Origin of the sequence: Paeniglutamicibacter kerguelensis (assembly GCF_017876535.1) — a bacterium.
GTDB lineage: Bacteria > Actinomycetota > Actinomycetes > Actinomycetales > Micrococcaceae > Paeniglutamicibacter > Paeniglutamicibacter kerguelensis.
In genome coordinates this window covers 3286250-3302766 of sequence record NZ_JAGIOF010000001.1, presented here as the reverse complement: position 1 = coordinate 3302766, position 16517 = coordinate 3286250, and the positions used below count along the sequence as shown (strand labels likewise).

Below are 16517 nucleotides of genomic sequence, written 5' to 3'. Positions count from 1 at the left end.
CTCCGACCCAGTTGCAGGCAAGCGCCGACACCGCTATGGCAACTCCCACGCCCGATGCAAGCGTCACGACCGACCGCTTCGGCAACATCCAAAAGCAGCTGGGCGAAGAAGCGGGCCTGGTCGATGAAAAGACCAATGAAAGCTACTTCACCTTTGAGGTCGTCACTGCCCGGCTCCTCGACAGCTGTCCGTCGCGGATGGGCGGCCCCGAGCTGCGCCCCACGAGATCCCATTTTTTGGTGCTTGAGGTGAAAACCGAGTTGAAGAAGCAAGCGGGTGAAAAGGCCGGCGGAAGCTCCGAGGAACTCTTCATGCCGCTGGTTACCGAGGCATTCTCCGTCATCGATGCAGATGGAAGGGGCGACGGGGATGTCTCTTCCGACAAGGCCTGGGAGTGCTATGAGGATTCCGAGCTCGCACCGAGTTTCCTGAATCCCGGCGAGAAGGCCATGGGCAATATCGTGCTGGATGTGGCCGCCCCCAAGGGAAGGGTTGTCTATGACCCCGAAGGCAAAGGCGGCTGGTCCTGGCCCTTTGGCGGCTAACGCGATCGCGGTGCCCATTTGGGGATTTACGTCGGTCGGCCCCATGAAACGGGTTCCGGACGAGGCAATTTTCATCGGCGTGAAACAACGGGCAGGCAGGGCGTTTGGGCGCACAGCGTCGTTTCAGCTGTAGCTGTTAGTGTTCCAAGGGTTGTCTAAACATCGGGAGTGAACCGTGAACAAAAAATGGATGGCCTCCATCGTCCTGATTGCATCGTTGTCGTTTATGACCGCGTGCAGTTCATCGGCCAAGCCGGAAACCAGCCCATCGACCAGCGAATCTTCCCCGGTTTCACCCGGTGCCGAGGCAACTGCGCCAAAACCTGACCTGTCGGGCGTTCCGGATCTGGTGGCCACGGTGAACGGCGAGAAGATTTCCAAGGCCGACTTCACCCGCATCTATGAGGGACAGTTTCAGCAGGTGGCGTTGCAGGCGCAAATGTCGGGCCAGGAACTCGATCAGGCACAGCTGAAGAAGCAGACGGCCGAAGGCCTGGTGAACACCGAATTGCTGATCCAGCAGGCGGCGAAGGAAAAGATCTTTGCCACCCCGAAGGACCTGGAACAGGCGCTTGCCGATGTTGCCAAGAGCAACAAGATGAGTAGCGCCGAATTCTTGAAGTCCATGGAAGCCCAGGGGCTTGACGAAAAATCCGTCCGCGCGCAATTGCGTACCCAGCTGGAAGTCGAACGCCTGATTGCCAAGGAGGTGGGCGATTTCAAACCCACCGAAGAGGAACTCAAGGCCGCGTATGACGTGCTGCTGCAGCAGCAGAAAGCCAAGGGATCGCCGGCAAACACCGAGGTCCCGAAGTTCGACCAGATCAAATCCGAGCTGGGCCAGCAGCTGAAGCTGCAAAAGGAAGCAGCCGCGGTCAAGGCCTATGTGGACAAGCTCCGCAAGGGCGCCGAAATCAAGATGTACATGTAGCTAAAGAACCGCGCCGCCCGCGCGGGACAACCCGCTACTCGGCGAAAACGCCCGCGCCGGGGAACGTGACCGTCACCCGCAATCCGCCCGTTGGCTGTGCTTCCAGGTCAAGCGTGCCGCGATGCCGTTCGAGGATGGCAGAGACGATCGACAGGCCCAGCCCGTGTCCCTTGCTGCCCGACGAGGAGGTGCGCCCGGCCGCCCGGAAGAACGGTTCGGTGAGGCTTTGCACGATGCCCGGTTCGAGCACGGGACCGCTGTTGGCGACCACAAGAGTCGCCTCGCCGTGAGCTCCCGACGATGCCGTTTGGATGGACAGGTGCCCGTCACCGTCGGTGTTGTGCCGGATGGCGTTCTGCACGAGGTTTGTCAGCAGCTGGCGGATCAGGACCGGGTCCCCTGCCATGGCGGCCGGATCCAGCGAGAGCTCGACCTTGATCCCGTGCGCTGCAGCTTCTGCAGCACAGGCCCGTGCGACTTCGGCCGCTGTCGCGGCCAGGTCGATCGGCTCGGTGCGCGCGGTTGCGGAATCCACCCGTGCCAGTTCCAGCAGCGCACGGGTTATCTCGATGCTGCGCTCGTTCATGATCCGCAGCCGATGAAGCACCTTGGTGAACTCGGGGCCATCGTGTTTTGCGATGGCCACGTCTAGCATGGCGCGGCTGGTGGCCAGCGGGGTGCTCAGCTCGTGGGAGGCGTTCGATGCGAAGCGCTTGGACGCGGCGAAGGAGCGTTCCAACTGCTCCAGCATGGTGTCGAAATTCGTTGCAAGCTCGGAGATCTCGTCACGCGGACCGGCGAGCCCGATGCGCTGGCCCAGGTCGCCGTGCGTCGCTCCGCGGACTGCCGCGTTGATGTACTGAAGTGGCTTGAGCATGCGTCCCGCGACCGCCCAGCCGACGACCACTCCGATGACGGCCAAGACCACCAGTACCACCAGTGAAATCACCAGCAGCAGGTTGAGCATCTGGTCGGTGGAGGTGACCAGCAATTCCGAGGCGGTCCCCGAGGGAACCGCGGGGGTGCTTCCTTCGGGGACCCCGGGAACCGGAGCCGACGGATCGGGCGTGGAGCCGGGAACGGCGGTCGTCGCGGGGGTTACGGTGGCGGCAGCCAGGTCGTAGGTCGGCACAAAACGCATGAAGACATAGACGAGGCCGAGCATGATGATCCCGGACCCGGTGAGCAACGCGGAATAGGTCAGGGCCAGGCGCATGCGGACCGTGGCCCGGTACCTGCGGATCCCGGGAACTGTAGTTTCTTGGTTCGTGGTCCTAGACAAAGCCATACCCGGCTCCCGAAACGGTCTTGATGGGGCTGGGTTCGCCGAGCTTGCGGCGAAGTGTGCTGATGGTGACCTTGACGGCATGGGTGAACGGGTTGGCGTTCGCATCCCAGGCCTGCTCCAAAAGGGTCTCCGCACTGAGCACTCCGCCGCCCGCTTGCATCAATAGTTCCAGGACCGTGAATTCCTTTGGGGTCAGCGCGATCGGGGTCCCGTCGCGGCTGACTTCACGGCGCACCGAATCAACGCGGATCCCGCCGCGTTCGAGCACCGGCGGCAGCGTGGTGAATTTCCTGCGGGACAGGGCCCGCAGCCGGGCAATCAGCTCGGCGAACTCGAACGGCTTGGACATGTAGTCGTCGGCGCCCAATTCCAGGCCCGCGACGCGCTCCTCCAAGTCCCCGGCGGCGGTGAGCATCAGCACCGCAGGTCCCTGTGGGTCGGCCGCCAGCCGGCGGGCCACCTCATCGCCGTGCACCCCGGGAATGTCCCGGTCCAGCAGCACCACATCAAAGTCCTGTTCCAGCAGCGCGGCCAGCGCGGCGTCACCGTCGCCCACCACCTGAGCGGTGATCGATTCCATCGCCAGCCGATCATGGATCGCCTCGGCCAAGAATTCTTCATCTTCAACGATCAGGACGCGCACGTGTGACTTCCCGTTCTCTTCGCGGTTCGGCTGCTGGTTACTGCTACCAGTCAATCAGGAAGTCGGTTGGGAAAAGGTAAATATCGACCTTTACCTTCCTTAAACCCCGGTTCTGGTGTGCTGGAACCCAAGAGACCGAAGCGCCTGCTTATCGAATGTAAGGACAGCACCATGAAGAACACCTCCATCGCCCGTCGCATCACGGCCTTCACCGGGATCGCCCTGGTGCTGGGCCTGACGGCCTGTTCCCCGGCAAAACCGCAGAGCACCGAGCTGAAGACCGACAACTACCAGCTCTCGCTGATTGACTGGCGACAAAAGACCGACGACTGCATGAAAGCCGCGGGCTTCGACATCACCGGCCCGGCTACCGGTGAGGACGGTATGACCGGCTCGGTGGACCTCTCGAAGTACGACATGGTGGCCTTCGACGCGGCCTACGCGAAGTGCGCGGAAACTATCGGGGATCCGCCGGTCGACGAAAACCAGCCCACCGAGCAGGAAATGTTTGAATCCCAGCTGGCCTTCGCCTCCTGCATGCGCGAGGCAGGGTACGACTACCCGGACCCGGTCAAGGGCAGCATGGGCATGAGCTCGGCTTTGGGCCCGGAAATCGATGTGAACGTCGTCGACAAGTGCTCTGCCAAGGCCAACGGACAGGAAAACAACTAGTGAGCGCCGAACACACAGCGCACCGTGACGGTGAACCAACTATGAAGCGGCCTCGCCGCAGCAAGCGTGCGATACTCTTCACGCTCTTAGGCATAGTGGTAGTGGCCCTGGTAGCGGGCATCCTGGCCTTGGTTCGGCCACCGGTCACCGAGGCCGAGGGGCCAGCTCCGCTCAACCTTGAACGCACACAGGTGGTGCGCGGAGATTTGATCGAGACGGTACGAGTCCAGGGCACCTTGGGCCACGGTACACGCCGCGACATGGGAACCCGCCTAGACGGTACGCTCACGTCCATCCCGGCCCCGGGAACCATCGTTTCGGTAGGCGATGAGCTTTTCCGCATCGATGATCTTCCTGTTGTCATGATGCACGGCGAGCTTCCGGTGTGGCGTGCCTTCTCCGAGGGCATGAGCAACGGTAACGACGTACTGCAGCTGGAGAAATCGCTGGCCAAACTTGGCTACTTCCGGCTGACCCCGGATACCAGGTTCACCCCGGCCACCAAGAACGCCGTCAAGTACTGGCAAAAGTCTTTGGGGATGAAGCAAACCGGGATCATCGAGCACGGCCGCATCGTCTTCTCCTCCAAGGACGTGCGCATCCAGGCGGCCAAGGCGAAGGCGGGTTCGGTGGCCAGCGGCGAGATCATCTCCGTCACCGGAGTCCAGAAGGAGATCGCGGTCTTCCTTGACACCTCAGCCCGGTCCCTGGCCAAGAAGAATACCAAGGTAGAAGTATCCTTGCCGGGCGGTGCCACCGAGAAGGGCACCGTGCGCTCGGTCGGCACGCCGGTGGAGAAGGAAGGCACCGAGGGCGCCACCCGCAAGATCCCCGTGACGGTGGTGCTGGACAAGGAGAAGGCCGGCGCGGGCCTCCAAGACGTACCCGTTGGCGTGCAGTTCACCCAGGTCAAGGCCAAGAACGTGGTGCAGGTTCCGGTCTCGGCGCTGCTCGCCCAGCCCGGCGGCGGATTCGCCGTCGAGATTACCGCGGGCGGCGGCGTCAAGTTGGTTCCCGTGAAGCCCGGCGTCTTCGCCAACGGGTTGGTTCAGGTGCAGTCGGTCGAACTGAAGGCCGGCGACACCGTGGTGGTCGCCAAGTGAGCACCCCTATCATCGAATTGCGTTCGGTGGGCAGGACCTACGGGTCCCCGCCCACCACCGCACTCACCGAGGTCGACCTGAGCATTGAGGAGGGCGAGATGCTTGCCATCGTCGGCCCCTCCGGCTCGGGCAAATCCACCATGCTGAACATCATCGGCTCCCTGGATAGGGCAACCACCGGTGAGGCGCACATCGCCGGGCACGACCTGGCGACCCTTGACGACGCGGGGCTCTCCGCCGTGCGCGCCTACACGATCGGGTTCATCTTCCAGCAATTCCACCTCTCCGACGGGGTCAGCGCCCTGGAGAACGTTGCCACTGGCCTGCTTTATACGGGGATTCCGCCGCGCGAGCGCCGCGCCCGGGCCGCCGCCGCACTCAAGCGCGTGGGGCTGGGACACCGGCTGGGGCACAACCCCCGTCAGCTTTCCGGCGGCGAACGCCAGCGCGTGGCGATCGCCCGTGCCGTGGTGGGGAACCCGTGGCTGATCCTCGCCGACGAGCCCACCGGTAGCCTCGATACGGCCTCGGGCGCCGAGGTCGTCTCGGTGCTGCGCGAACTCAACGCGCAGGGGGCTGCCGTGGTTGTCATCACCCACGACGCCGAGTTGGCCGAACAGATGCCGCGCCAGGTGCGCATCCGCGACGGCCGAATTGTTTCCGATGTACGAAGGGAGGCTTCATGGGCCAGCTAAAACGCTCCAAGCTCCGGTCCGGAGACCTGCTCGCGCTGGGCTTCCACGGGCTGCGCGCCCGCCCCATGCGGGCGGTGCTCTCCTCGCTGGGCATCGCCATCGGCATCGCGGCGATGATCGCGGTGATCGGCATCTCCACCTCCAGCCAGGCGCTGGTCAAGGAGAAACTCGCGGTGTTGGGCACCAACCTGCTCACCGTTTCTGCCGGCACCGATGTTTTGGGGCAGGAGACCGAGCTTCCCAAGGACGCCGTAGCGAACATAAAGCGGATTCCCGGGGTCCAGCACGCGGGATCCATCGGCACCATGGAAGGGGTGAACATCTACCGCAACGACCGGATCGAGCCCTCGCGCACCGGGGGACTCACCGTGGCCGTGGCCGGAGGAGATTTGCTCTCGGCCACCGGAGTGAACCTACTCGATGGTTCCTGGTTCAACGATGCCACGGAGAGACTCCCGGCCACGGTGCTGGGGCGCACCACCGCCGAACGCCTAGGTATCCAGAAAGCGGGATCAATTGTCTGGCTTGGCGGGCAGCAATTCACGGTGGTGGGAATCCTGGATTCCTCCCCGTTGGCCCCCGAGCTGGACTCCATCGCGCTGGTGGGGGAGCCGGTGGCCCGCAAGTTGCTGGGTTATACCGGCATCCCGACGCGGATCTTTGAACGATCCGTCGAGGACCGGGTGGCCGCGGTGCGCGAGCTGCTGCCGCCGACCATCAACCCGCAGGCACCCAACGAGGTCAAGGTCTCGCGCCCCTCGGACGCGCTGGCCGCGAAGAACACCGTCGACCAAGCGTTCACCGGTCTGCTGGTGGGCGTTGGCTCGATCGCCCTGCTGGTCGGCGGGATCGGGGTTGCCAACACCATGGTCATCTCGGTGCTTGAACGCCGCTCGGAGATCGGGCTGCGGCGCTCGCTCGGTGCCACGCGGCGGCACATCCGCCTGCAGTTCCTCTTCGAGGCCATGCTGCTCTCGGCCCTGGGCGGGGCAGCGGGCACGCTGCTGGGCTGGCTGGTCACCGCGATTGCCGCACGGTCAAACGGCTGGGCCGTGGCGATCCCGCCCGCTGTGCTGTTTGCCGGGATCCTTGTCACCATCGCGGTGGGTGCCATTGCCGGCGTTCTGCCCGCGGTTCGCGCGGCACGCACGGCGCCGACCGCGGCGCTGGCCTCGGCCTAGCGCGTGCGCAGCGCTTCCGTGCGCTCGAAGCGTTCCCGGGTCAGGAAGGCCATCTGCGCTTCCTTCTCCGCCAGCTGGATCATGGGCCCGAGCTCGAAGCACGTGGATTCAAGCCGGCGCACGGCCTTGTCATTCCGGGCATCGGGTTCCACTACGATCCGGTCGATGGCGGGGTTGGAGAACATGAAGTTGATCAGCGAGGTGACCAGCCGCGGCGTGAAATGCGGGACGGGCCGGGTGGCCGGCGCCAGCAGCAGGTGCATGCCGATGTCCTCAGCACGGGCCGGGTAGGCCTCGCCCACGGGATCATGCAGGGGCTCGTAGGTCTGGAACAGGGCCATCGGTTCACCATCGAGCACCACCAGGAACGCGTGGTGCGTCTCGAGCGACTCGAGGAACTGGTAGACCTCCAGGACGTCGCTGCGGGAGTACTCCGTCATGCCCCAGAACCGGGCACGATCCTGCGTGACCCAGCCGTGGATGAGATCGAGGTCTCCCTCCGGGGACAGCGGCACGATCCGCACCGTCCCCCAGGACCCAAGGTCCTCGGTATAGAGGGTGGTGCGGAGGCTGAAGTCCTGGGCCGTTGCGGGGGTGGTGTTCATGGGGTCCTTCTCGATGGGGGTTCCGTGGCAAGCAAAGGGTCTTTGACAAGCAGATTCCAGTCCGTGATGACCGGAACGAGGCCGCCGGCTGCCCAGAGCGGCAGTTGGTCGGAAAAATGGGGGCTTCCAGGGTTGCCGGCCGCGCCGAACGGGACAACCCAGCGGGAATTGGCGCGGTCCGCGAGGTCCCAGACGTAGCGGGCCACCGGGCCGCGGAAGCTGCGGTCCTCGACGCCGGGCAGGCTCTCGGTGGAGAGCACGCAGCCGGTGTCGCCTGAGAGGGCCGTGGCCGGGATGCGGGCCGCGAGCCGGCCGGGGAGCTCGTGCACGGGGAGCATCGTGTGGCGCCCGCCCCAGCTTTCCTCCGGCACGGCAGCGGCCTCGGCCAGGGCGGTCGCGGCCTCCACCGCCGGGTCGATCCCCAGCTCCGTGCCGCGAAGCAGCAGCGTCTCAACGGCGAAGCCCACCCGGGAGGCCACGGAAAGCCACGGCCCGAACAGCGGCGAATACCCGTGTGCTCCGGCCAGTGGTTTCAAGGCCGGGTGCCGCGCAATCCTGCGGACCAGGGCCGAGCGCCACGCGGCGAACGCCCCGGCGTCTGCCCCGCCCGCGTGCATGTGGCCGTCCCATGCGAGGATGCGGGAGCGGAGCCGGGCGGCGGCAGGCGGCAACAGCCTGGCATCGAGCGTTTCCAGCAGGGCACGGAACGCGGGCAGCGAGCCGAGCAGGGTGTCCGAGTGGATGGCCTGCATGGCGTCCACCGTGAGGGGTGCGGCGTCAGGGACTTCCAGGAGTTCGCGGATCCGCCGGGCGCGGTGGGCGGGGGGCGAATTCCATCCCGACGGGGTCTCCGCCGCCTGCCTCGCGGTCGTTGGCGCTCACCGCGAAACGGTCCACCCCGGTCCTCGGCAGCTCCACATAGCTGCCGTCCCAGGAATGTTCGGCTGAGGCTGCCGGCACCGGCACGCGCCGGTTGTCGTGGTTCCGCTGCGGCACCAGCCCGGCGAGGAAATGCCGCACGGTTCCTTCTGTGTCTGCGGCGACCACGCTGTTCACCGGCTCCACCCACTGCTGCAGGGCCGTCTCCACGTCGGCGACGCGGCGGCTGCGCAGCAGCGGCAGGAGTGCGTCGAAACCCAGCCGTCCCTCGACCCGGGCCGGCACCCGCAGGCTCAACGCGCCGCCGTCGGGCCCTCCGGCGATTACCGGACCGCGGGCGGTCTCGACGACCTCCACGTCCTCGGACGCGCCGCCTCGGACCAGGATCGTCTCGACGCCCGCGACGGCGGATTCCCAGCCAAGGGGGCCGCGCGCCTGGATACCGCCGTCCGCGCTCCGGCGCAGCTCTTCTTCGAAGAGGTCCTGGTAGTCGGCCATGGCGTTGGTGATGGCCCAGGCGGTGTGGCCGGTGTGGCCGAAGTGCGGCAGGCCCGGGACGCCGGGGAAGGCGAAGCCGACGGCGTCGAAATCCGGGCAGGCAAGGTGTACCTGCTGGTAGACGCCGGGCAGTTCCAGGAGGCGGTGCGGGTCGCCGGCGATCAGCGGCGCACCGCTCGCGGTGGCCGAACCATGGGCTGCCCAAGCATTGCTGCCGGACCACACGGGGGCCTCGATGCTGAACAGGGCGACGGCGTCGGGGCCTAGGGTCCGGGCGACATGGGCGCGGAAGAGCTTGTTCGGGAACGTGGAGAAGAGGATGTGCTGGACGAGGAACACGCCCAGGGGGGTCCACGGGTTCCACAGTGCCGGAGCGGTGCCGGACTCCTCGAATTCCGGCCCGCCGCGCAGGCCGGCGTCGAGCGCCTCGTTGATGCCGGCCACGTAGCTGCTGCACCAGCGCTGCGTGTCGGCGTCGAGGGTGTCGAAGCAGCGGCGCGCGGTGTCGTCAATCCGGCACTGGCGGGAGAATCGGTCCCACAGCACGCCGTCGGCGCCCAGCATTTCGGCGGTTCGTCCCTCGGAGCGCCAGCGTTCCAGCTCGATCTGCCATGAGCGGTCCGTGGCGGCGTTCAGGCCCTGCAGGCGCGCCAGTTGGTCGGCGGAAGTGGCCCGCAGGTGTGGGATTCCCCAGGCATCGCGGTAGATGCCCGCGCCCGGGGCGTTGCCGGAGGTGTGGTTGCCGGGGCTGGCGGGGGCAGGCGTCATGGTCACAAGGCGCTCTCGAAGTTAGGTTAGGCTTACTTTAGTCAAAGATAGGTGGCTTGGGGCGGATTCTCAAAACCGGGGCTGTTCGTGAAGGAGTGTTGCACGAAGCGCAGCTGGCAAGGGGTCGTCCTGAAGGTCATGGGGGCCAAGGATTTCGCCTTGGGGGTCACCGGCCGCGCGCAGGTCACCCCGGACTTCCTACGCCTGCACTTGCGCGACGGCGGGCTCCTGGAGCGCTGCGGCATCCACCCCGCCATGTGAATCCGCATCTGGTTCGACGACGCCAGCAAACCCCACCAGCGCGCCTACACCCAGGTGGAGCCCGTTCCCTTGGCCGGGACATTCACCCTGGGCGTCGCCCTGCACGACGGCCTCGCCGCGGACTGCGCCCGGGAAGCCCAAGCCGGGGACACCACCGAAGCCACGGTCCAGGGCAGCACCTTCGAGCTCCCGGAGCCGGCATCGCGGCGCGTGTGGATGTGGGCGACCCCGCGTCCGTCCCGGCCATCAACTCGCTGTTCGACGCCGTGGATGATCCCCCCGTCACGGTACGGTGCAACGGGATTTCACCCGTCAATCCTGCCAAACCCGGTTGCCGGGGATTAGGAGTCACGCACTAGTCGCCATGGTTGATCATGACGTGCTTGGTGCGGTAGAAATCCGCGATCGCGTAGAGCGAGAGATCCCTGCCGTATCCCGAGCACTTGAAGCCGCCAACAGGGACGATCGCTGGCCAGAGCGAGGTGCGAGTTGACCCAAACGGTGCCGAAGGAAAGCTTCCTGGGGACGTTGAGTGAAAGTGCCGAATCCTTGGTCCATACCGATGCTGAGAATCCATAGGGGGTCTCGTTGGCCCGGGCGATGGCCTCATCGGTGTTGCTGAAGGACTCGACGGTGACCACGGGGCCGAAGATTTCGTGGCTGGTGACCTTGGCGCCGGCCGGAACGTTGCTCAAGACCGTCGGCTGGATGAAGTATCCGGGGCCTTCGCAGGCTGCGCCTCCGGTGGCCACCTCGATGCCGGCCTCGATGGCTTCGCCGAGGAGCTCCAAGACCTGATCGTAGTGTTCCTTGGAGATCATGGGACCGATCTCGACTTCTTCGCCACCTCCGGGGGCGCCGACCACGAGGCTGTTGACCCCGTCGACAAGGTGCTTGGTGAATTCTTCGGCCACGGATTCGTGGACCAGCACGCGGCAGGCGGCTCCGCGATCCTGGCCGGAGTTCCTGAAGCCGGCGGCGCGAACGCCCTCTGCCGCTGCCTTGAGGTCGGCATCCGGGAAAACGACCACGGGTGCAATTCCGCCGAGCTCAGGCTGGACGCGCTTGCTGGAGTGCGCGGCCGTTTCGGCCACGCCTTCGCCGCTTCGCACGCCGCCGGTTTGCGCAAGAAGAGCCACATCCGGGTGCTCGGCGATGCGCTGTCCAACCACGCGACCGTGGCCCGTGACGATATTCAGGATTCCATCGGGAATATGCCTGCTGACAAGTTCGGCCAGCTTCAAGACGGAAAGCGGGGTCTGCTCGGAAGGCTTCAGCACGACGGTGCTGCCCGCGGCCAAGCTGGGAGCGATCTTCCAGGCCGCCAAGAGCAACGGGTAGTTCCACGGGGTGATGACACCCACGACGCCAACGGGTTCGCGCATCAGGACCGAGGTGTGGCCGGCTACATGATCCTCGCTGGCCAGCGCGGTCAGGGTGCTGGCGGCACCGGCCATCAACCTGAAGGCGTCAATCGAGCTGGCGACGTCGTCCTCGGCCACGGCGGTGGGCTTGCCGGTGTTGGCCGACTCAATCACCCCCAGCACTTCCTTGTTTGCCTCAATGATGTTGGCGATCAAGATAAGTACCTCGGATCGTTCCTTGGGAGTGGTGTTGCCCCAGGATTCCTGGGCACGAACCGCTGCCTCTACTGCCAGATCGACGTCCTCGGATGTTCCTTCCGGAACCTTGGCCAGTACTTGTTCGGTGGACGGATTGGTGACTTCGGTGGCGGTGTTTGACGAGCCTGCAACGAACGATCCATCGATGTAGTGGCCCGCTGGCGGCAATTCCGCTATCGGGACGCTGCACGAGGAGGGGCGGAGGACGATTACCTTTTCGATTTCAACCTGAGTCATGACGATTCACCATTGCTTTCTGCGCGCTGTGCGCGGTTTGTAATTTTGCTTCGAAAAGGTATGACTTGGATCAGGCCATGGCATTGACGGGTCGGGCAGCTTCGGGGCTTCGAAGGATGGCGCCTTCTGGAAAATGCGGGCTTCGAAATGGCAGATCGACGTGATGGCGAACGGTCCCATGCTCCAGGAGATTTGAACCCCGCCCGGCACCCCACGGGAACCGAACTGGCTGCGGACCTGAATCATTCGGGCGATGCCTGACCGGGGACCTGGGGCAGAGTGTAAGACCGTGCGCGGCCAGAGCGCCGATGACGATGGCCAGGATTGCGGAATTGGACCCAAACATGATCATGTGGCGATGCTGCGCCGTTCCGTGGCGCTCATCCGCTGGAATGGGCCGGATCTTGCTGTCGTCAATGCTCGGAACTGTTTGCGTTCCTGCGAGTGTGGCAGTGCCGCTCATCGTGTATTCCCAGAGTTTGCTGCAAACGTCATTGTCTCCAGGAGACCTTGCCCGAGGCATTGGTCCACGGAAGCTGTCATTTATAGTATTGGCGGCCCGGATCACTCAAGGTATTCATGGAATGACTAGAAATGTTGTTGTGACTTCTGCATTTGTCTATTGAGGTTCATTCGGGACGGATGCGGCCCATGAAAATTGTCTTGATCGATGCAGATGGGGGTGCGGGCGGGGCGCAATTGGCTCCTGATCGAAAAGTGTTGCGGAGGGTTGCCGCCAAGGCAACGCATCGAGGCTCCTTCCGTTTCGGCGCGCGAAGGACTGCGCGAAATGCGGGCCTGGGGCCAAGTTAGCCGGAACCTTATGGCGCCGGCGAACGCGACTCGGTTTGCCTGCCAAGAGTCCAGTCAAGACTTGAGGCGCCAAGGAGTAGTGCTGCCCTCCCAAAAAAGGGGAGGCGGAGCGAAGTGCCGCATCGGCATGCGCGGGACATCGGCAAAGCGAAACGTGATGGGGGAGCGGAACCTTTTGGCAGCTGTGCACATGTCTGGGCCTGAAGAGCTCGGGGGGATCCAGCCGGAACCCCTGAGGTCGATTTCAGCGGGAAGCGCCATGGTGACAGGTGCTTCAATCGACCGGTGGGCAAGGTCGCCCGGTGGTCATGATTTGTACACATGTATGAATCATTTCGACGTCTCTAGCTAATCGGCACCTATCCCGGGTGACTCGGGTCACTAATCATGGAGATGTAAGCATTTTTATGGCGACAACGAGCATGAGGGCGGATGGGAAACCGCATGCGAAGGGCGCCTTCGATGGACCGGATATGTGTCGGCCCTGCCCCCACGGCAAGCACTTGGCGGGCGGGCGAGGTCTCAGCTCCATCGCGGGCGATGCAATCCCTGCGAATAACTTTCACAAGGATTTCATTCCATAAATTATCAACGATTAATAATCATTTGATAGGAAATTTCTCATGAGTGAAACGCTGAAAGTGGAGCAGAGCAGTGCATCTGACGCGCCACTGGAAGGAGGCCCTGTCCTCAAACGGGAGATGGGCTTCTGGTCATCTTTCTCATTGGCTTTTGCTTTCATGTCGCCGATCATCGGTCTATACGCCGTCTTTGCCTTGGCGCTCACTGCCGCCGGTCCGTCATTTTGGTGGGGCATGCTCGTGGTGCTTGCCTGTCAGTGTTTGGTTGCGCTCGTTCTTGCCGAATTGGCATCGAGGTGGCCGGTTGCTGGCGGTGTATGCCTCTGGTCGCGAAGCCTTTTGGGCCACACGTACAGCTGGTATGCCGGATGGGCGTACATTTGGACCTTGGTGATCACCGTGGCCGCAGTGTCATACGGAGGAAGCACATTTCTTGCTTCGTTCCTGGGCTGGGAGAACCCGAGTTCCCTAACAAAGGTCCTGCTGGGCGCGGTAATCTTGGCAATCAGCACCATTGCAAATTCCGCAGGCAGACGATGGCTCAGCCTGTTTGTCACCATCAGTATCATTTGCGAAGTTATTGCCAGCCTTGGTGTTGGACTTGTGTTGATCATCTTCTACCGCAAGAACTCGCTTAGCACGATTTTTGAATCGTTCAGTTCGCCTTCCGATTCCTCCGCATACATTTTCGGCCCTTTCCTCGCTGCCGTCGCAATCATCGGCTGGTCGTTTGTTGGGTTTGAGAGCGCTGGAGCAATTGCTGAAGAGGTGCGGTCGCCGGAGCGCAAGGTTCCGCGTGCCATTATTACTTCTTTGATCACTGTCGCTTCCGTCATTACCTTCTCGGCCTTGGCCCTGCTGCTGGCCATCCCTGATTTGAAAGCAGCTGTTTCAGGCGCTGATCCGGATCCGATTTCCACAACGCTTACAACGCACTTCGGCGTCGGGATTTCCAGGCCACTCCTGATCCTCATCGTCCTTGGATTCATCGCTGGCGTGGTTGCGCTTCAGGCGGCGGTTTCAAGAGCAATCTTTGCATTTGCCAGAATTGATGCGCTGCCAGCCGCCAAGACGCTGAGGCGTTTGAGCAAGTCCGACAGCCTCCCCATCAACGCGGTCCTGGTATCGGCTGTGGCTTCAATGCTGATCCTGGCGATCTCGGCTTCACAGGTATACGGTGCGCTGATTTCCTTTGCAACAGTTGGTTTTTACATCGCCTTTGCATTCCCTGTCGTTGCCGCGCTGATCGTGAGGTTGAAGGGGGAATGGAAGCAAGGTCCATTCAGCCTTGGGAAGTTTGGCCTGGTAATCAACGTGGCCGCGGTTCTTTGGTTGGGCTTTGAGATCATCAACATTGCATGGCCCCGGATGACCGACGGGCCGTGGTACCAAAATTACTCCGTAATCATCATCTTTGTATTACTTGGAATCAGCGGGTACGTGCTTGAGAAAAAACTGAGAAAGAAAAGCTCGAGTCTTATCTAAAGTGCAGTAAGAACAGCTGTCTCCTGTGAACACGTTTCGCAAGAGGCAGCTGTTCGTTTGCTCGGAACGAGGCGAGCGGTGTCGTTTCGGCCGTCCTACTGCCCTTGGCGATTAAGCCAGAGATTCTCGGTCGACAATTGCCGGTTCCGTTAGCTGGCTGACTTCCGGGGTTCGAATCTTGTTTCCAAACAGTCAGTGACAGCAGACGCCTCCGGGAAGGACCCAGTACCATTCCGGAAGCTTTCACGGGCCACATAGCACCGGCCAACTCCCGAGAGAATCCCGATTCCAATGATGCAGGTCGACTTGGGTGGCGCCATTGCTGGCCCACCCGCGGGCCGGCCGGGCGGATGTCGTCGGCGCATCGCGGCTCGTCGTAGACATAAAAATCTGAAACCGGGCTTGGGGCGCCCCACCCAAGAAGGCCCAAGTCCCTCTCGCATCGCTGGTCTGCCAGGGCAGACGAACCGGCACCAAAACGCTTCCGACGAATCGACTGAAGCCGTCGGTGTCGTCATCGAAGGTTCACGCGGTGTTACCGGGCAGCACGACATCGGCAACCACCGACCGGGCCTGATTCTGGCCGATGGGGGCGCTTTGTCCAACGTTGGGCCAAGCCGCCAAGCAGTCCCCCCCCAGAGCCCGGGACTGCTCCCTTCCAAGGAACGGCAAGTTAAATGCCGAAGAGCGGTTTCCAAGCCCCCGTGGGGCCAGAAACCGCTCTTCGGCTCTGCACGACTGGCAGGCCAGTTTGTTAGCTGTCGTGCTTTGCCAGCCACTCTCCGTAATCGGGAATGGCGCGCTCCAACGGCCAGCTGGGAACGTAGCCCAGATCGGCAGCCGCAGCTGCAACGCTGAAGTGTCCCTGCAGATCAAGCGTCGGATCAAGCCCCGGCCCGATTTCAATGGGGTTCCCCGGGAAGGCGGCTCGAACCACGTCCGCGATTTCCGCAAGCGTTGCATGCTCCGGCCCGGAAACGTTGTAGCCAAGCTGCCGCGGGGCAGTGGCCATCGGTGCCTGGACTGCGGCGATGGCTGCGTTGGCGACGTCTCGAACGTAAACCAGGTTGTATCGGTGGTCTGCCCCGTGATCGATGGAGAAAGAACCGTCGTGGATTACGCCCCGCATCACGTCACGGACCACCTCATCCATGCGATTGCCTGGACCATAGACTTGGCCGATGCGAAGTGAGATGACGTCGATCCCGTACCGCTCCTGGTAGACCTGGCCAAGCCATTCACCTGCGACTTTCGTGATCGCGTATGGAGTCGTCGGGTTGTGCGGTTCGGATTCGAGAACCGTGGCGACCGAGATTTTTCCATAGACGCATTCCGACGAGAAGTTCACGATCCGCTTGATCCCGTGGATCCGGGCTGCTTCGAAAACGGATACGGTACCTTCAACGTTGGCCGAGAAAGTGGCCAGTGGAAAGTCCAAGGAATAGGTTGGATGCGACATGGCAGCAGTGTGAATGATCGCGTCGACATCGTGATCCTTGAATGCCGCCAAAAGGCGCGGAATGTCGAACAGCTCGCCCTGGATGGCAGTGACGTCCGGGCGCGGAGCCTCAAGGAAGTCGCGGTTGTAGCTGATGACGTTGTGGCCGGCGTCGGCCAGGTCATTGACGATGTGGCGGCCAGTGAATCCGGCACCACCGGTAACTAGGATATTGCTCATTTGACTACCTTCTGTGAGTATTCGTTGCTGCG

The 16517-nt window shown here is 63.2% G+C and carries 16 protein-coding genes; 9 read left to right on the top strand and 7 right to left on the bottom strand.

Annotated elements, in window-relative coordinates:
- Positions 1 to 11 precede the first annotated feature (11 nt).
- Positions 12 to 545, top strand: coding sequence for a hypothetical protein (locus JOF47_RS15065; protein ID WP_209999864.1), 534 nt, complete (start codon positions 12 to 14; stop codon positions 543 to 545).
- Positions 546 to 720: 175 nt separating this feature from the next.
- Positions 721 to 1476 carry a SurA N-terminal domain-containing protein gene (locus JOF47_RS15060; RefSeq protein WP_209999863.1) on the top strand — a complete coding sequence of 252 codons (756 nt, stop codon included), beginning with the start codon at positions 721 to 723 and terminating at the stop codon, positions 1474 to 1476.
- 34 nt (positions 1477 to 1510) lie between these two features.
- Here JOF47_RS15060 and JOF47_RS15055 read toward each other — a convergent pair whose 3' ends face one another.
- Both JOF47_RS15055 and JOF47_RS15050 read right to left on the bottom strand, forming a co-directional pair.
- Positions 1511 to 2764 (bottom strand): sensor histidine kinase, encoded by a 1254-nt coding sequence (locus JOF47_RS15055; RefSeq protein WP_209999861.1) that lies wholly within the window; start codon positions 2762 to 2764, stop codon positions 1511 to 1513.
- On the bottom strand, positions 2751 to 3407 hold the full coding sequence (locus JOF47_RS15050; RefSeq protein WP_210001731.1) for a response regulator transcription factor: 657 nt from the start codon (positions 3405 to 3407) through the stop codon (positions 2751 to 2753). Before JOF47_RS15050 ends, JOF47_RS15055 begins: the two co-directional genes overlap by 14 nt.
- A 171-nt stretch (positions 3408 to 3578) precedes the next feature.
- On the opposite strand from JOF47_RS15050, the gene JOF47_RS15045 reads away from it, so the two are divergent.
- The 4 genes from JOF47_RS15045 to JOF47_RS15030 all read left to right on the top strand — a co-directional run bounded on the left by JOF47_RS15045 (position 3579) and on the right by JOF47_RS15030 (position 7058).
- Positions 3579 to 4079 (top strand): hypothetical protein, encoded by a 501-nt coding sequence (locus tag JOF47_RS15045; protein WP_209999859.1) that lies wholly within the window; start codon positions 3579 to 3581, stop codon positions 4077 to 4079.
- A gap of 101 nt (positions 4080 to 4180) precedes the next feature.
- Positions 4181 to 5182, top strand: coding sequence for a peptidoglycan-binding protein (locus JOF47_RS15040; protein WP_209999857.1), 1002 nt, complete (start codon positions 4181 to 4183; stop codon positions 5180 to 5182).
- Positions 5179 to 5877, top strand: coding sequence for an ABC transporter ATP-binding protein (locus JOF47_RS15035; protein WP_209999855.1), 699 nt, complete (start codon positions 5179 to 5181; stop codon positions 5875 to 5877). The genes JOF47_RS15040 and JOF47_RS15035 overlap by 4 nt, the downstream gene beginning before the upstream one ends.
- The gene (locus JOF47_RS15030; RefSeq protein ID WP_209999853.1) at positions 5865 to 7058 is read left to right on the top strand and encodes an ABC transporter permease; all 1194 of its coding nucleotides are present in this window, start codon (positions 5865 to 5867) and stop codon (positions 7056 to 7058) included. Before JOF47_RS15035 ends, JOF47_RS15030 begins: the two co-directional genes overlap by 13 nt.
- On the opposite strand, the gene JOF47_RS15025 is transcribed toward JOF47_RS15030, so the two are convergent.
- The 3 genes from JOF47_RS15025 to JOF47_RS22210 are packed head-to-tail and all read right to left on the bottom strand — an operon-like array spanning position 7055 to position 9808.
- Complete coding sequence (locus JOF47_RS15025; protein ID WP_209999851.1) at positions 7055 to 7663, bottom strand: GNAT family N-acetyltransferase; 609 nt, start codon at positions 7661 to 7663, stop codon at positions 7055 to 7057. The two genes, JOF47_RS15030 and JOF47_RS15025, sit on opposite strands and share 4 nt — an antisense overlap.
- Complete coding sequence (locus JOF47_RS22215) at positions 7660 to 8454, bottom strand: penicillin acylase family protein (protein ID WP_281070307.1); 795 nt, start codon at positions 8452 to 8454, stop codon at positions 7660 to 7662. The genes JOF47_RS15025 and JOF47_RS22215 overlap by 4 nt, the downstream gene beginning before the upstream one ends.
- Positions 8441 to 9808 (bottom strand): penicillin acylase family protein, encoded by a 1368-nt coding sequence (locus tag JOF47_RS22210; RefSeq protein WP_281070248.1) that lies wholly within the window; start codon positions 9806 to 9808, stop codon positions 8441 to 8443. Before JOF47_RS22210 ends, JOF47_RS22215 begins: the two co-directional genes overlap by 14 nt.
- 138 nt (positions 9809 to 9946) lie before the next feature.
- On the opposite strand from JOF47_RS22210, the gene JOF47_RS22205 reads away from it, so the two are divergent.
- Positions 9947 to 10069: a hypothetical protein gene (locus JOF47_RS22205; protein ID WP_281070247.1), complete on the top strand. Its 123-nt coding sequence runs from the start codon at positions 9947 to 9949 to the stop codon at positions 10067 to 10069.
- A gap of 69 nt (positions 10070 to 10138) precedes the next feature.
- Positions 10139 to 10414 carry a hypothetical protein gene (locus JOF47_RS15015; protein WP_209999848.1) on the top strand — a complete coding sequence of 92 codons (276 nt, stop codon included), beginning with the start codon at positions 10139 to 10141 and terminating at the stop codon, positions 10412 to 10414.
- Here the strand turns inward: JOF47_RS15015 and JOF47_RS15010 are convergent.
- Positions 10411 to 11928: an aldehyde dehydrogenase family protein gene (locus JOF47_RS15010; protein WP_245356383.1), complete on the bottom strand. Its 1518-nt coding sequence runs from the start codon at positions 11926 to 11928 to the stop codon at positions 10411 to 10413. The genes JOF47_RS15015 and JOF47_RS15010 overlap by 4 nt on opposite strands.
- A gap of 1436 nt (positions 11929 to 13364) precedes the next feature.
- On the opposite strand from JOF47_RS15010, the gene JOF47_RS15005 reads away from it, so the two are divergent.
- The gene (locus JOF47_RS15005; protein WP_209999844.1) at positions 13365 to 14807 is read left to right on the top strand and encodes an APC family permease; all 1443 of its coding nucleotides are present in this window, start codon (positions 13365 to 13367) and stop codon (positions 14805 to 14807) included.
- A gap of 754 nt (positions 14808 to 15561) precedes the next feature.
- On the opposite strand, the gene JOF47_RS15000 is transcribed toward JOF47_RS15005, so the two are convergent.
- Positions 15562 to 16485 (bottom strand): NAD-dependent epimerase/dehydratase family protein, encoded by a 924-nt coding sequence (locus JOF47_RS15000; RefSeq protein ID WP_209999842.1) that lies wholly within the window; start codon positions 16483 to 16485, stop codon positions 15562 to 15564.
- Positions 16486 to 16517 lie beyond the last annotated feature (32 nt).

Excerpts from the sequence above, each read along its gene's own strand:
- JOF47_RS15000 (WP_209999842.1), bottom strand. The coding sequence starts at position 16,485 with ATGAGCAATATCCTAGTTACCGGTGGTGCCGGATTCACTGGCCGCCAC.
- JOF47_RS15055 (WP_209999861.1), bottom strand. The coding sequence starts at position 2,764 with ATGGCTTTGTCTAGGACCACGAACCAAGAAACTACAGTTCCCGGGATC.
- JOF47_RS15005 (WP_209999844.1), top strand. The coding sequence starts at position 13,365 with ATGAGTGAAACGCTGAAAGTGGAGCAGAGCAGTGCATCTGACGCGCCA.
- JOF47_RS22205 (WP_281070247.1), top strand. The coding sequence starts at position 9,947 with ATGGGGGCCAAGGATTTCGCCTTGGGGGTCACCGGCCGCGCGCAGGTC.
- JOF47_RS22210 (WP_281070248.1), bottom strand. The coding sequence starts at position 9,808 with ATGACGCCTGCCCCCGCCAGCCCCGGCAACCACACCTCCGGCAACGCC.
- JOF47_RS15045 (WP_209999859.1), top strand. The coding sequence starts at position 3,579 with ATGAAGAACACCTCCATCGCCCGTCGCATCACGGCCTTCACCGGGATC.
- JOF47_RS15025 (WP_209999851.1), bottom strand. The coding sequence starts at position 7,663 with ATGAACACCACCCCCGCAACGGCCCAGGACTTCAGCCTCCGCACCACC.
- JOF47_RS15010 (WP_245356383.1), bottom strand. The coding sequence starts at position 11,928 with ATGACTCAGGTTGAAATCGAAAAGGTAATCGTCCTCCGCCCCTCCTCG.
- JOF47_RS15030 (WP_209999853.1), top strand. The coding sequence starts at position 5,865 with ATGGGCCAGCTAAAACGCTCCAAGCTCCGGTCCGGAGACCTGCTCGCG.